Source organism: Tsukamurella sp. 8F, assembly GCF_029167375.1.
In the GTDB taxonomy this organism is placed as follows: Bacteria; Actinomycetota; Actinomycetes; order Mycobacteriales; family Mycobacteriaceae; genus Tsukamurella.
In genome coordinates, this window is the sequence record NZ_JARFTP010000018.1 from 61,966 (window position 1) to 77,456 (window position 15,491).

Consider the following 15,491-nt stretch of genomic DNA (forward strand, 5'->3'; position numbering starts at 1 on the left):
GCATGCACTACCGTTGTCGCCGTGGCTAAAGCGAACAAGCTGGTGAAGCAGTTGGCGCGGCGCGGACCCCATCGCGTGTTGAAGGGTGACCTGGGGGTCGCGGGTCTGACGGGCGTGGTCTACACGCCCGAGGCGGGGGTCAACCTGCCCGCTCTCGCGTTCGCACACGACTGGCTGATCCCCATCAAGCGGTACAGCCGGCTGTTCGAGCACCTCGCCTCGTGGGGCATCGTCGTCGCGGCGCCGTCCACCGAGGGCGGCCCGCTGCCGTCCGACGGCCGGCTCGCCATCGACCTCGGCACCGCGCTCGACATCGCCACCGAGGTTCGCCTCGGCGTCGGCGAGATCACCGTGAACACGCGACGACGTGCCGTCGCGGGCCACGGTTTCGGCGCCGGAGCCGCGCTGCTGGCGGCCGGGCAGGAGGACGTCCGTTCACTCGCCGCCCTGTTCCCTGCGCCGACCTCGCCGCAGGCGCTCGACGCCGCACGCTCCCTCGAGCTTCCCGCGCTGCTGCTCGCCGCCGCGGGTGACGAGAAGTCGCTCACCTCCAACGCAGCGCAGTTGGCCGAGGCCTACGGCGGCGACGCGCGCCTGCGAATCCTGCCCGACGGTTCCGCGCGTGGGCTCGCGGAGGGCATCTCGGCAGCCGGTCTCCTCGGTGCCGGTAAGGCGCATAAGCCGACGCAGAAAGCCGTCCGGACGCTCTTGACCGGGTTCGTCCTGGCCACGGCCGGCGCCGATGAGGACTACTCCGAGTTCGCCGAGCCCGACACCGACCTCGGCGACGCGATCGTCTGGCGCCCAGAGGACGACCCGGAGCCCAAGACCCCCAGCGCGCTCGACGTCATACGGGGCAAGTAGCCGTCCCCGAGCGCGGATTCACCTCAAGGTCGGGCCAGCCAGCTCGATGGCTGGTCGTCTGGTGCGGGCCGAGCGACCACCCGGATCGGCTCGGTGATCGGAACCGCATCGTCCGCCAGGCCCAGCTCAGCGAGCAGCGCCGACAGCACCGCGTCCCGTTCCACCGTGCGCTCCGCGCGCGCCTCGATGTCGTATCTCGCCACTTCTCCTCCTCTCGTCTGCTCGTAACGCCTACTCGGTAAGAGCGAACTCAGCCCCAGTGCGCGTCGGCTCCGGCTCCCGCGTCGTGGTGACGCCCGGGTTCATCTTGCTCCCACCGCGTTTCGGCGGCGTCGCCGTCGGCGGCACCCCGCCGCCGCCACCCGGTGCACCATCCGAGGGCGCCGGGGCCGCCTGCCCCGCGGCAGCGTGCCCACCCGCGTCGAGCACCGGCGCACCGCCTTCGGGCACATGCGGGTGCTGCGCCGAGGTCGCCGACGGCGCGGCCCCACTTCCGACGTGCGCCCCACCGGACGACGCACCGGACCCAGGCGAATTCGGCTGCGGCCCGGCCGCTTGCGGATGTGATTGTTCCGTGCCGCCGCCCGTGACCTTGCGCTCTCCGGGATCAACGGGTCCGTCCGAGCACGCGAGCCTCCCGTCGGGTCCGACGGTCAGCGTGGCACGCTCGACGCCACCGTCCGGCTTGGTGACAGTCACATCCACGGTCACGCCGTCCGGCCGCATCGTCGCCTTCGTGGTCCTGCCGTCCGGGTCGGTGGTCACCGATGTGCGACCCTCGCCCTTCGGATGCGGACGTCCCTCTCCTGCGGCGGTTTTCGCGGCGTCGTCCTCGCCGACGCCACCGTTGCCAGACTCGTCCTTCGCCGCTCTGTCCTTGCCTTCCTTGGCGACGCCGTCCTTGCCGGACGCTTCCTTCCCGGCACCATCCTTTGCGGCACCCTCCTTTCCTACACCGTCTCTGCCCGCACCGTCCCTGCCGTCGCTCCCCTTGGCGTCCTCCTGCTTCCCCACCTCGTCGGCACCCGGCTTCGAGTCGCCAGCCGACCCCAGGTGGCCGATACCCAATTGCTCGGCGATCTTCGGGATCAGCGACGACAGCCACGACGGCGGCTCGCTCGATCCGCTCCCGCCGACCCCATTCAGGCCCCCGAGCCCACCGAGCCGGCTCGAACCGAGTCCCGCACCGAGGCCCTGTAGGCCGGCTAGTGGGTTGGCCTGGGACGCAACGCCGCTCGGGCTCGCCTGGCCCGCGGGTGCACTAGACACCCCGGGCGCGGTAACCGGCGGCGTCGCACTCGGAGTCGCTGCGGTGGGAGCCGCTGCAGTGGGGGTCGCTGCGGGCGCCGATGAGATACCCTGCGGCACGCCGCCACTCGGACCAGACACACCTGAGTATCCCGATCCACCGGAGGGTCCCGGGGTCGTGCTCCCCCGGGACGACCGTGCGCCGCCGGCCCGGACTCGCCCGCCGACCGCGCCATCACGGGAGCCGCTGCCACCGGACACCACAGATGGGGATCCCCCTTCACTGTGAACGCCTCCCTGCGCCGGCTGCGAGGTCGCGGATGCCGCTCCGCTTCCCGCCTGGCCGCCCACGCCGCCGCCAGCACCACTGGACGCCCCGGGGCCGGTGGGCTCGGTCGCCACGGGCGGGGTGAACGACGGCAGCGGGTACGGTCCGGTGTCCAGTCTCTCGGCGGCGTCGATCACTGATGCGAAAGCGTCCTGCACGGAATCCACCGTGTCCGCGATGATCTCATCGAACAGCGCTATGTCCTTCTCGAGCTGCGTGCGCAATCTCGCGGCGGCCGCCACCTGGGCGGGCGCCAGGGCTCCGGCCAACCAGCCGACTCCGGCGATGGCGGCGGACGGGACGAGGGACGTCGCGAGCCCGGTCTGACTGAACTCGCTGAGCCGTCGCACCTTCTGCACGACCGCGTCCGACACCTCGCCCGGAACCCTGCCCGCGGCATCTGCGACCCGCCGCAGGATCTCGACGATCGATTCCGAATGCCGGTCGTGGTCGCCCATCTGCTGCACCGCGACCTGCCCTGTCGCATCCGGCCAGGCACCGGAAACCCGTTCGCGCGCACCGGCCTCCGCCATCCGCTGAGCCGCGGCGCTCTCGGCTGCAGCCCGCAACGCCTCCGCATCCGTGCGCAGCGCCTCCAGGTCGATTCCGCGCTCGTAGTCGTAGGCGCGACAGAGCTCCTCCCAGCCCGGCCACGGCCCGGGGGCCACGACTGCAGCGATGCCGAGCATCACCCGGAAGTACTGCATCGGAGCCGCGCCGGCGTCGAGAATCGCGTCGATCTCACCGGCCACCGGACGCCCCCGCCCCTGATCCTGATCCTGATACAGACGAGGCACCGCTGATATCCGAGCCGCGCACCGCCGCGGCGGATCCGGTAAGCCCGTCCGCCACCGCGCGCGAGCCCTCCGCCCAGCGCCTCAGCGCGGTTTCGAGCTTTCCCCTCACTGCTGCGTACCCGCGCGCCTCGGCTCTGTAGTGGCGGCCGAATCCAGCCTCCCCGCATACGAATCCGGTCACCTTGTCTGCCGCCATGCCGAGCCTGTCCGCGGAAGCGTCGAACACCGCTCCCTCGCGGCGCACTGACCTGACATCTATCTCCGTACCGCCCTTGCCGCCCGCCATATGCGTCTCCCCCTCAACCATTAGACGCACCGGGAGCGGCCGCGGTTCCCAACGAATTGCTCGCGAGCGGCGTCGGGCCGAAAACAAGCTCTCCGGTGTCCGCCGCGGCCTCCGTTCGCCGACCGTCGTCCCGCGGCCGTGCAAGCCGGCCGCGGATGACGCAAGCCCGTGTCAGGCCGCGTTCACAGTCCGGCGGTGATCCCCGCGTGCCGCAATGCGGTCAGAAGACCGTCGGGACGCTGAGCCGTCGGCACCGGATCGACCAGCACGAACGGCATGCCCAGCGCACGACATCCGCCGTCCGCCTCCTCGCTGTCGCCGACCATGAGCGTCTGCTCGGCGGGAGCGCCGAGCGCCGCCACACCCGCCGCGAAGATGTCCTCGGACGGTTTCATGGCGCCCACTTCGAAGGAGAGCAGGTACGCGTCCACAAGGCCGTCGATCCCCTCTCGCACGAATGCGGGACGGATGTCGTAGGCGATGTTGGACAGGACCCCGATACGGATACCCTTGCCGTGCAACAACCGGAGCGCATCAGCGGTATCGGGGTACACGGTCCAGCAGTCCGGATTCGCTATCCGGCCGTAGAGCCGCGTGCGCTGATCCGGGTCCGCGATGCCGGAGCTCGCGAGCACGTGATGGTAGACGCGGCGATGCTTGACCGGATCGAGGTCGCGCTGATGCCAGTCGGCCTCCATATCGGGATCCATAGGTACCGGCAGACCCATCGGAGCGGTCATCCGACGCATCAGCTCCGCCTGGGACTCGCCCTCGATAGGCGCACCGTCGGCGTCGGTGTACCCGGCGAACCACGATTCGTCCTCCTCCAGCCGGAACAGCGTGCCGGAGAAGTCGAACAGGACGGCCTTCGGTTCCCCGTCGCTTCGCTCGCCCAGGTCCTTCGGTTCCCCGTCGCTTCGCTCGCCCAGGTCCTTCGGTTCCCCGTCGCTTCGCTCGCCCGGATGCAGATCAGCCATGCTTCGAATCGTATCGATCAGGCGATGAGCCCCGCGAGCCGCTCGGCTGTACCACGCGCGGCGTCCTCGGTCGGCGCCTCGACCATGACGCGGATCAACTGCTCGGTGCCGGACTGCCGCAACAGGATCCGACCGGTGTCTCCGAGCGCTGCCTCCTCGTTCGCGAGCGCGGACTGCAGCCCGGACGCGGCGAGCGCGGCGGCCTTGTCCTGCACGCGCACGTTGATCAACACCTGCGGAAGCGGCGTCACCACGGACGCGAGCTCCGCCAGCTTCCTGCCCGACCCCGCCATGGCTCCCATCAGCCTCAGGCCGGTGAGCACACCGTCGCCCGTCGTCCCGAACGCCGGGAGCACGACATGGCCCGACTGCTCGCCGCCGAGGGCGTACCCACCCGCGCGTAGTTCCTCGAGCACGTACCGGTCGCCCACGCCGGTGGTGCGGACATCGATACCGGCGTTCCGCATCGCGATGTGCAGCCCCTTGTTGCTCATCACCGTCGCCACCAGAGTGTCGTCGGTGAGCTCGCCGGCAGCATGCATGTCGAGTGCGAGCACGGCCATGATCGCGTCGCCGTCGATGACAGAGCCGTCGGCGGCCACCGCGAGACAGCGGTCCGCATCGCCGTCATGCGCGAGCCCCAGGTCGGCGCCGTGCTCGACCACGGCCGCCTGCAGTGACTCCATATGCGTGGAACCGCAATCAAGATTGATGTTCAGCCCATCCGGTGCGTCGTGGATCGCGACGACATCGGCACCCGCGCCCCGGTATGCCTTCGCAGCTACGGTCGACGCGGCGCCGTTCGCCGCATCCACCACCACCTTTATCCCCGAGAGCGATTGCGACAGAGCAGATCCCAGGTGCGCGACGTAACGATCGACCGAATCGGGTGCGCGGCGGATACGACCGATCGCAGCGCCCGTAGGGCGGTACGCGCCGGGCGCGTCCATAGCCGCCTCGATCTCGTCCTCGACGGCGTCCTCGAGCTTGTGCCCACCCTTCGCGAAGAACTTGATCCCGTTGTCGGGCATAGGATTGTGCGACGCCGAGATCATCACGCCCAGCGCCGCGTCGTAATCGGCGGTGAGATAGGCCACCGCCGGCGTCGGCAGTACGCCGACGAGCAGCACGTCGACCCCGGCGGACGCCAGGCCGGACGCGACACCTGCTGTGAGCAACTCGCTCGATGCGCGCGGGTCCCACCCGACGACGGCGAGCGGGCGCACGCCGACGTCGCCCTCCCCCGAGTCGGCCGGCGCGAGCACCCCGGCGGCGGCCTGAGCGAGGGAGACCGCGAGCCCCGCGGTCAAGTCGGCATTCGCGAGGCCACGCACCCCGTCGGTCCCGAACAGACGCCCCATGTGTGTAACTCCGTAGTCAAGGTCTAGGGGGTGAAACGCGCCAGGGCAGGCGCCCGCACGACGGTGCGGATGCCTGCCCTGGGCACGAGTTGGACTCGCAATCAGCGCTTGCTGTACTGCGAAGCCTTGCGGGCCTTCTTCAGGCCGTACTTCTTACGCTCGACGGCACGCGGGTCACGCGTGAGGAAGCCGGCGCGCTTGAGCGCGGGACGGTCCTCAGGGGTGACCTCGATCAGCGCGCGGGCGATGGCGAGGCGCAGCGCGCCCGCCTGGCCCGACGGTCCGCCACCGGTGAGGTTGGCGTGGATGTCGAACGACTCGGTGCGCTCGACGGTGACCAGCGGCGACTTCACCAGCTGCTGGTGCACCTTGTTCGGGAAGTAGTCCTCGATGGTGCGACCGTTGAGGAAGAAGCCACCGTTGCCGGAGGTCAGCCGCACGCGGACGACGGCCTCCTTGCGGCGGCCGACGGTCTGGATCGGGCGCTCGACGACGACCGGGCCGCGCGGTGCACGCTGCTCCGTGGCCACGGCCTCGGGCGTCTCGGAGGTGTACTCGGTGGGCACGACCTCTGCGTCGCCCTCGAAGTTCTCGACTGCGTCGCTCACTGGGCCACCTGCTTGATCTCGTAGGGCACCGGCTGCTGCGCGGCGTGGGGATGGTTCGGGCCGGCATAGACCTTCAGCTTGCCGCCGATGGCGCTGCCGAGCTTGTTCTTGGGGATCATGCCCAGAACCGCCTTCTGCACGACGCGCTCCGGGTGCGAGCCCAAGACCTCGGAGATGCTGCGGGCCTTGAGACCGCCGGGATGGCCCGAGTGCCGGTAGTGGAACTTGTTGGTGAGCTTGGCGCCCGAGAGGGCGACCTTCTCCGCGTTGATGATGATGACGTAGTCGCCACCGTCGACATTGGGGGCGTAGGTCGGCTTGAGCTTGCCACGCAGCAGGTTCGCAGCTGCGACGGCGAGGCGGCCGAGCACCACGTCAGAGGCGTCGATGACGTACCACTGGCGGGTCACGTCACCCGCCTTCGGGGTGTAGGTAGGCACAGGGGGATCCTCTGCATCGTCGGGTGCCGGTCCGGCGTGGGGCGGAGCACGCTCCCGGCGACCGACTGGGACCCGAGACCTCCGTTGCGCGCCCTTGCGGGCGGCGCCACACACCAGCGGTACAGAGTACGCGGTGCTCTGAGGGCAGGTCAAAACGGCGAGATATACAGCGAAGCCGGGTTCGGGGGGTTCATCCGGGTTTATCCGGACGCGAGACGGCTCGCCGGTCGATAGCCTGGCTACATGATCGCCGACGCCCGACCGCGCCCGTGGACCCCGTTCCAGAAGATCGGCTTCCGCCTGTTGTTCACGGTCGGCGGCGGACTCATGGTGCTCTCGTTGTACGGCAACGCGGGCCTCATGTACATCCTGCGGCCCGTGTACACGGTCCTCGCGAACCTGGGCAGCCTGGTGGCGAGGGGGCGCGGAGTCCATTTCCAGCCGTCCAACGTCGGCGACACGATGGCGATCTGGTGTGCCCACCTCGGCTGGATCCTCGTCGCGTTGGTGCTCACCGCGGTGTGGACCGCTCTGGACCGGCACCGCACCGACTACCGCTCCCTTGCCGGGCTGCTGTATCAATCGGGCCGATTCGTGCTGATGCTGTCGATGATCATCTACGGGATGGCCAAGGTGATCCCCACCCAGATGGGGTTCATGGCGCTGCCGGCCTACCAGCTGCAGCTCACCGGCGACACCAGCCCTATGAACGTGTTGTGGGGGTTCATGGGCGCCTCTACGCCATACTCCGTCGTGACCGGGATGGTCGAGCTGTCGGCCGGACTCCTGCTGCTGTGGCGACGGACGTGGTTGCTCGGCTCCCTGCTCGCCGTGATCGCGATGGCGCAGGTCTTCCTGCTCAACCTGTTCTACGACGTGCCCGTCAAGCTCGTCGCGGGCGGGCTGCTGCTGGTGGCGATCGGGCTCACGTCGCCCTACTGGCCCAACCTCGCGCGCACGGCTCTGAACCTCGGCCCCACCCGTCCGGTCGAACTCTGGCCCGCTGCGGGTGCAGGCCGCCGGTGGCTGCGCCGGCTCGCGATCGGGGCCAACTGGGTGCTCGGCGTGGGCGCGCTTATCGCGCTCACCGCGTTCGGGATCGGCGCAGTCGTCGGCATGCACAGCGTGAAATCCCCCGCCGACGGCATCTGGCGCGCCACGTCGTTCACCGTCGACGGCGCCGAAGCGGGGCTGCAGTCCTCCCCCGCCCCGTGGATGAACATCGCCGTCTCTGCTCGCGGAGCGGGCTATGCGGGGATGACGACACAGACCCCGTCGGGCTACGTGACCATGTGGAGTTTGAAGAGCGACGGCGACCAGCTCACCATCCGCAAACGCCGCAGCGACCCGCCGACGGTCCTGACCTTCCGGACCGAGGGGCCCGACCGGCTCGTGCTGACCGGCACCGTCGACGGGCACCGCCTCGAGGGCCGTTACGTACGGCGCGCCATGGAACGGGACGCGAAGCCGGGCTTCCGGCTCATCCAACCGGACCCCGACACAGCAGCCCCAGGCGGCGGCGTCGGCGAGTAGCCCCTCGAAGCCGCACGTGGCGTTCACATGTCCTCCGCCCGCGACGCGAGCGCGACCTGGACGAGTTCGGGGCCCTGAGCGCGCGAGACCCATGTGCCGCGTCCGGGCGGCATCGCGCTCATCTTGACCGCACCGAGCACAGTCCCCTCGTCCCGCGATCCGCTCATGACGAGACCGTCTGCGGCGAGGTCCTTGACCCGCCCGAGGAATGCCTCGTACATGCCGCGGGCGAGCCCGCCACTGCGCCGCGCGATCACCACCTTGAGGCCGACGTCACGGGCCTGCGGAAGCAGGTCGAGCAGCGGAGCAAGAGGATTGGATCCGGCACCCGCCACGAGGTCGTAGTCGTCGACGAGCAGGTACACGTCCGGCCCTGACCACCACGAGCGATCGCGAAGCTGCTGCGGCGTTACCCCGTCGCCCGGGCAACGCTGCCGAAGGATCTCGGCAAGCCGCACCAGCATCGGTGCCGCTGCCTGCGAGGAAGTCGCGTAGCCGCCCAGGTGATCACCGTCGACGACACCGAGCAGGGTGCGCCGGTAGTCGACGAGCACGATCTTGGTCTGCTCCGGCGTACCGCCCGCCATCAGCGACGCACAGATCGTCCTGAGCACTTCTGTCTTCCCGCATTCGGCGTCCCCGAACACCAGGAAGAAGGGCTGTGCTCCGAAGCGCAGGACGGCGGGCGCGAGCTCGGACTCGCCGATGCCGATCACAACGTCCGACGGCGCCGCGTCCCGGCGTACGGGGATCCGGACCAGCGGGACCGCAGCCGGCAGCATCCGGACCTCGGGCGCCTCGTCTGCATGTGCCGCGGCGATCCTCGCCACCGCCGCGCCGACGGCTTCTGGCAGGTCCGCGACCGAGGACCCACCGTCGAGACGCGGCAGAGCGACCAGCAGGTGGAGTTGCTCCGGGCTCAGGCCGCGTCCGGGCCGGCCCACCGGGACCAGCGCGGCGACACGGCGTCCCATCTCGGAGTCGAGCGGATCCCCGAGACGTAACTCGAGCCGCGTGCCCAGCTGATCCTTGATGGCGGGCCGGATCTCGCCCCACCGGGACGCGGCGACCACCAGGTGCACACCGTAGGACAGGCCCTGCGCCGCCACCGCACCGATTCCCGCTTCGAGCGACTCGAACTCGGCGCGGATCACCGACCATCCGTCGACGACCAGGAACACGTCACCGTGTCGGTCGGCCGCGCCCACCGGGTGCTCGCGGTACTGCACCATCGATTCGATCCCGTGCTCGCGGAACGCGGCCTCTCGACGCCGGATCACCGCCGTCACCTCGGCGACCGTGCGGCGCACGCGGTCCGAATCGAGACGCGAAGCGACCGAGCCGACGTGTGGCAGCCCCGCCAGCGCCGCGAGCGCGCCGCCGCCGAAGTCCAGGCAGTAGAACTGCGCGCGCCGCGGCGAATGCGTCAAGGCCGTCGAGAGGATCAGTGTCCGCAGGGCCGTCGACTTCCCGGATTGCGGACCGCCCACGACGACCGCATTGCCTTGTGCGCCCGAAAGGTCCACGATCAGCGGGTCGCGCCGTTGGTCATAGGGGCGATCCACGATGCCGATCGCCACATGCAGTGCTGAGAGCGAGACGCCCGCCTCGGCGACCGTCGCAACGTCCGGGGAGGCGTCCAACGGGGGCAGCCACACCGTGTGCGCGGGCCGACCGTGACCGGCGAGCCGTTGCACCACGGTGTCGATGAGCGAGACCTCGCCGGCGCCTGCGGGTTCCGCTCCGTTTCCTGCGGCTTGCGCCGCCGCGAGCGCACCGGCCGGCTCGTCCGGGGTCTCCGCAGGCGTCGTGGCGACGGAGGCGACGGTGAACTCGCGGACCGCGGCACTCCCGGTGAGCGTGCGCCCAGCCACACCCGCCATGCTGCGCGGCGGCTGGTACGGACCGGACACATAGCTCGCATGGAACCGACGCGGCTCGTCCGCATCGCACTTGAGATACCCGACCCCGGGCGTGGACGGAAGGTGGTAAGCGTCCGGAACGCCTAGAACTGCTCGGGACTCGTTGGCGGAGAACGTCTTCAGGCCGATCCGATAGGACAGATGCGAATCCAGACCCCGCAGACGCCCCTCCTCCAGCCGCTGCGAGGCCAACAGCAGGTGCATGTGCAGCGACCGCCCGAGTCGGCCGATCGCCACGAACAGCTCCGCGAAATCCGGTTTCTGCGAGAGGAGTTCGGAGAACTCGTCGACGATCACGAACAGCGCCGGAAGCGGCTCGAGGTCGGCGCCACCGCGTCGGGCTCGCTCGTAGTCCGAGACGTTCGCGTAGTTGCCCGCACGGCGCAGCACCTCCTGACGGCGGTTCATCTCGCCCGAGAGCGCGTCGCGCATGCGATCCACCATCGCGAGCTCCTCCTCGAGGTTGGTGATCACCGCCGCGACGTGCTGCAGCCGTTCGAGCCCCAAGAACGTTGCCCCGCCCTTGAAGTCGACCAGCACCAGGTTCAGCGCCTCGGGTGAATGCGTCGCGACCAGTGACAGCACGAGCGTCCTGAGGAACTCGCTCTTGCCGCTGCCCGTGGCGCCGATGCACAAGCCGTGCGGACCCATACCGTTCTCTGCAGCCTCCTTGATATCGAGCTCGACGGGTTCACCACCGGGTCCGACCCCGATCGGGACGCGCAGGCGCTCGCGACCGATACGTAGGCGCCATACGTCATCGGGCGTGATCGCCGCGGCATCCTGTATCCCGAGCAGCGCCATCAGGCCCGGGTCCGCGGGCCCGGTGTCCGCGTCGTAGGCCACGACCTGCGCCGCCGTCGCCGGCCGGTACCGCCCGAGGCGGCGCGCGGTGACCTCCGCCGCCCCGACCGCTACAGCGTCGGGACGCGCGAAGAATTCGGTCCCCGCCGCACTCACGGCGCCCACCCGGTGCTGTTCCGCGACCAACGCGAGGCCCTGCCTGGCGGCGAGCGAGCCGGGCCGTGCGGCGACATCGATCACCGTGACACCCTCCACGCCGACGGCGGCGTCGAATATCCCCTCGGGCTCGGGATCGACATCCGCGTCGAATACGACGAGATAGTGCGCGCGAGCCGGGGCGGCCGGCGCCGACCGGGTGAAAGCAGTGCGGTCCGCCAGGATCTCGCCGAGGTCCGCCTCCGCTGCGGCTGCCCCGCCGTACACGGTGCGCACGGGTCCGAGTGCGTCGGAACGCGCCGGATGGCCCGTGTGGGGCAACCACTTGCACCATGACCACTGCGGCGCCTCGGCATCCCGGGTGACCACGACTATCCGCAGGTGGTCGGGCCCGTGCAGCGCCGCCGCGCTGAGCAGCATCGCTCGCATCAATGCGCCGACCGCGGCGTGCTGCCCCGTCACCGACACCGCAGGAAAACCACGCAGCGCCACGGCGACCGGCAGCCCGGGCACAGCGGCGTTCCCGCGGACGAACCTCCGCAACGCCACCGTCGCGACCGGCTCGAGGTCCTCTACCGGCCCCGTCTCGGGCGGCATCAGCCGTGTGGCCAGGCGCTGGCTGCCCACGCCGATCCGCACGTGCAGGAAATCCGGATCGCCCGGCCGCCGCTCCCACATGCGCCGAGTTCCCGCGAAACCCGTAAGCACACCGGGTTCGGGGTGTATCCACGTCAGCGCCTCGCGTTGCCGGTCCCGCGTGCGCTCCACCTGGTCGCGCACCTGGCTCAGGTAGCGCAGATAGTCCTTGCGGTCCTCGTCGAGCTCGGCCGCGCGCGGTGCTCCGCCACGACTGCCGCCGCCGTACATACCGGCCATCGAGACGATCATCATCAGCGGGAACATCAGCATGAACGGGTTCGTGAGCATGGTGGCCCCCGAGGTGAACATCAGGGCCACCATGCCGACGACAGCGATCACCATCACGACCGGCATCAGCTTGCCCACGAGTCCTCCCGGCACAGCGCGCGGAACCTCCGGGGGAGCCTGCAGCGCCACCTCACCGCCTGGCATCCGCGGCGGCGCGATCCGCGGTCTGCGCGCGAATCCCTCCGTCACCGGCTCGTACACCGTCTCAGCCATCGTGCCCCGCCTCCATCGTCCCCGGTGCCACCACTCAAGCACTCCACACCGACATGTATGGCGCGGAAAGAGAATTGGAACCGGACACCGGCCTCATGCGTCCAATTGATATGGGGCCGGGGAACCCGGCGGGCGAGGAGGAGAGGAATGACGCCGATATCGGCGACCACAGAAGACTCCGTCGAAGGTACGGAATCGATTGGGCTGGTGCGCATATCGATCCTCTGCGGACGGGCGCAGGCAGATCTGTCGCTGCCGCCACACGCACCCGTCGACCTGCTGATTCCCGAACTACTGCGCATCGTCGCACCGCGCGCCGGCGTCGCCTTGGAGGATGCCTGGAGCACGCCGTGGCAGCTGAGCCGGGTAGGCGGTCAGCCGCTGCCCGGCACGGCCACGCCGTCGGGCGTGGGGATCTCGGGAGGCGACGTACTCGTCCTCTCGCCGGCGCCCGAGGTCGATGTTCCGGCTGTGTTCGACGACGTATTCGACACCGTCGCGGGGCACCTTGCGCCGGCGCGGCGATGGGATGAGCGCGCCGCGGCAATCGTCGGACTGACGCTGGCGGGCCTGGCGTGCCTCGCGGCGGTCGTCCTCGCGTGGCGGATCGCCGGCCGCCCCGTGTCCCCGGCCGGTGTGTCCGTCGTGGGCGGCCCCTCGCTCGCCGCGGCATCGACGGCGTGTGGGGCAGTCGTGATGCTCGGCTGCGCCGTGCTCGCCGCGCGCCGCGGCACCGGACTCGTGTCCGCGGGTCTGGGCCTCTGCGCCGTGCTGCTGGCGGGAGGGTTCGGGGCCGTCGCGGTTCCGATGTCCGACGGAGACGGCCGCGGTGCCCCACATCTGCTGCTCGCCCTCTGCGCGGCGGCGACGACGGCACTCGTCACGGCACGCCTCACGGGACGCGGGCTCGCCGCCCACACCGCTGTCGTCACCGCCGCGTGCCTGGGCTCCGGTGCCGCCGCGATCGTGATGTGCGCACCGGGACGGCGGATCGCCGCCGCGGCGGCGGTTGCGACCGTCGGCTACGCACTCCTCTGCTCGGCGCCCCGCATCGGCGCAGCCCTGGGGCGCCTTCCGCTACCACACGTCCCGGCCGCGGGCGAACGGATCGACCCCGTCGACGCAGACCCGCCACCCACGGTCGCCGGGCTCGACGCGGTCGCCCTCGGCGGAAGGTCGGCCGATCCAGCGAACACGAGCGAGGACTCGGCGGACGCGTCGGGACGGACCGCATCCGAAAGGGTCGACGCTCCCCGCGCGCGGGCGGCGGACGCGGCCACCGGAGGAGTGGTCGTCGGCGCAGCCCTCGCCGCGGCATGCGGGCTGGTGACGGTCGGGACCGCTGGGCGCGAGATCCCCACCCAGAACCTCGCTTTCGTATTGGTCGTCGCGACCGTCCTGTGCCTACGCGGCCGCACTCACGCCGACCCTGTCCAGGCCGGGGTCACGGTCTCGGCCGGTGCGCTGGCAGCGGGCGCGACCGCCTGTGGACTCGCATCGGGTTACGGCTGGTGGCCGGTCGTCGGATCGGCCGGGCTGGCCGGCATCGCGCTTCTCGCCCTCGCATGCGGTGTCTTCGCGCCGCGGCGAACGTTCACACCGGTACAGCGCCGGTTCGCCGAGCTCGGCGAATACCTCCTGATCGCGTCCGTCGCCCCCCTGCTGTGCTGGGTATGGGATGCGTTCGCGTTCATGCGGAACCTCTGATGCGCTGCCGGCGGCGAATCACGGCCGCAGGGGCGGTCGTCGCCATGCTCCTGCCGGCCGGCCCGGCATCGCCCGCAACGCCTGGCGGCTCCGCACCCATCGCTCCCGGTCCGGTGCCTCGCGGCCCCGTCGCCCCACTGGCGCCCACAGAACAGAGGACCGCGTGTCAGGCACTCATCACCAGACCAGGCAGCGACTTCCAACGTCCTGGACACCCTCAAAGGCTGCTCGACTACGTGGCGGGGTGGCAGTTCTCACGCGGCGCCGGCCAGACTGTGGCCGTCATCGACACAGGTGTTGCCCAGCATCCGCGGCTGGGCGGCGTCCGCGCGGGCGGCGACTACGTGAGCGACGGCGACGGTACGGCCGATTGCGACGCACACGGCACGCTCGTGGCGGGCATCATCGCCGGGCGCCCCGCGGCAGGCGATGCCTTCGCCGGTGTCGCACCCGCCGCTTCGATCCTGGCGATCCGGCAGTCGTCGCTCGCGTTCGAGGCCAGCGACCGCAGGTCCGACGCACAGGGCAACGTCACCACGATGGCCTACGCCGTCACTCGCGCAGTCGACCTCGGGGCGACGGTCGTCAACATCTCACAGGTCGCCTGCGGACCGGCGGGTGCCGATCTCGGCGACGCCTCTCTGGGCCGGGCTGTGCGCTACGCGTTCGAGCGCAACGTGGTGGTCGTCGCCGCGGCGGGCAACGTCGACTCCGGATCCGCGTGTTCTGCACAGAACGAAGCCGCCCCGCCGGTGACCACGGCGTCTCCGGCGCGATTCTCCGACTACGTCCTCGCCGTGGGCGCCACCGAGCCCACGGGCCGGCCCGCCGCGTTCTCCCTCGCCGGGCCATGGGTCGCGGTCGCTGCGCCCGGTACAGACGTGACCTCACTCGACCCGCGCAGCTCCGGCCTGGTGAACGGCCGGATCACCCGTTCCGGGCACGGTTCGATCGACGGCACCAGTTTTGCCGCTCCGTACGTCGCCGGGCTCGCGGCCGCGGTCCGCGCGCGCTTCCCGCACCTGTCCGCCGGTGAGGTGATGCACCGGATCACATCTACTGCAAGGCATCCCGCAGGAGGCTGGAATCCGGCGGTAGGGTTCGGTGTGATCGATCCTGTGGCGGCCCTGACCACGGATACCCCCATCGGCGAACTGCCAGCCGGGATCCCGGACGTGCGTCCGCGGGCCGGTCGCGTGCTGGAAGCCATGCGCGAGCCGGACCGCGACGAGCGGCCCGCCGTCGTCGCACTCACCGGTTGCGGTGTCGCGCTCGGAGTCGTACTCGGAGTCCGAATGGCCGGCTCCCGTCGCCGGTAGC

At 70.6% G+C, this 15,491-nt stretch carries 11 protein-coding genes; 4 read left to right on the forward strand and 7 right to left on the reverse strand.

Annotated elements, in window-relative coordinates; all coding sequences use genetic code 11:
- Positions 1 to 21: 21 nt before the first annotated feature.
- A complete protein-coding gene (locus P0W64_RS14745; RefSeq protein WP_275480901.1) occupies positions 22 to 864 on the forward strand; it encodes a hypothetical protein in 843 nt (280 codons plus the stop codon).
- Between the two features lie 23 nt (positions 865 to 887).
- On the opposite strand, the gene P0W64_RS14750 is transcribed toward P0W64_RS14745, so the two are convergent.
- The 6 genes from P0W64_RS14750 to rplM all read right to left on the reverse strand — a co-directional run bounded on the left by P0W64_RS14750 (position 888) and on the right by rplM (position 6,909).
- Positions 888 to 1,067, reverse strand: a complete 180-nt coding sequence (locus P0W64_RS14750; protein WP_275480902.1) for a hypothetical protein — start codon at positions 1,065 to 1,067, stop codon at positions 888 to 890.
- Positions 1,068 to 1,095: 28 nt separating this feature from the next.
- Positions 1,096 to 3,237, reverse strand: a complete 2,142-nt coding sequence (locus P0W64_RS14755; RefSeq protein WP_275480903.1) for a hypothetical protein — start codon at positions 3,235 to 3,237, stop codon at positions 1,096 to 1,098.
- 468 nt (positions 3,238 to 3,705) lie between these two features.
- A complete protein-coding gene (locus tag P0W64_RS14760) occupies positions 3,706 to 4,500 on the reverse strand; it encodes an HAD family hydrolase (protein WP_275480904.1) in 795 nt (264 codons plus the stop codon).
- Positions 4,501 to 4,517: 17 nt separating this feature from the next.
- Positions 4,518 to 5,861, reverse strand: a complete 1,344-nt coding sequence (glmM, locus tag P0W64_RS14765; RefSeq protein WP_275480905.1) for a phosphoglucosamine mutase — start codon at positions 5,859 to 5,861, stop codon at positions 4,518 to 4,520.
- 101 nt (positions 5,862 to 5,962) lie between these two features.
- A complete protein-coding gene (gene rpsI, locus P0W64_RS14770; protein WP_275480922.1) occupies positions 5,963 to 6,427 on the reverse strand; it encodes a 30S ribosomal protein S9 in 465 nt (154 codons plus the stop codon).
- A 38-nt stretch (positions 6,428 to 6,465) separates the two neighbouring features.
- Entirely contained in the window at positions 6,466 to 6,909 is a 444-nt protein-coding gene (rplM, locus tag P0W64_RS14775; protein ID WP_275480906.1) for a 50S ribosomal protein L13, read from the reverse strand.
- A gap of 243 nt (positions 6,910 to 7,152) precedes the next feature.
- Between rplM and P0W64_RS14780 the strand changes: the two genes are divergently transcribed.
- Positions 7,153 to 8,442: a hypothetical protein gene (locus P0W64_RS14780; protein ID WP_275480907.1), complete on the forward strand. Its 1,290-nt coding sequence runs from the start codon at positions 7,153 to 7,155 to the stop codon at positions 8,440 to 8,442.
- Positions 8,443 to 8,465: 23 nt separating this feature from the next.
- Here P0W64_RS14780 and eccCa read toward each other — a convergent pair whose 3' ends face one another.
- On the reverse strand, positions 8,466 to 12,464 hold the full coding sequence (gene eccCa / locus P0W64_RS14785) for a type VII secretion protein EccCa (RefSeq protein ID WP_275480908.1): 3,999 nt from the start codon (positions 12,462 to 12,464) through the stop codon (positions 8,466 to 8,468).
- A gap of 147 nt (positions 12,465 to 12,611) precedes the next feature.
- Here eccCa and eccD point away from each other — a divergent pair, with 147 nt between their 5' ends.
- Positions 12,612 to 14,171, forward strand: coding sequence for a type VII secretion integral membrane protein EccD (gene eccD, locus P0W64_RS14790; RefSeq protein WP_275480909.1), 1,560 nt, complete (start codon positions 12,612 to 12,614; stop codon positions 14,169 to 14,171).
- Between the two features lie 236 nt (positions 14,172 to 14,407).
- Complete coding sequence (mycP, locus tag P0W64_RS14795; protein ID WP_275480910.1) at positions 14,408 to 15,490, forward strand: type VII secretion-associated serine protease mycosin; 1,083 nt, start codon at positions 14,408 to 14,410, stop codon at positions 15,488 to 15,490.
- Position 15,491 lies beyond the last annotated feature (1 nt).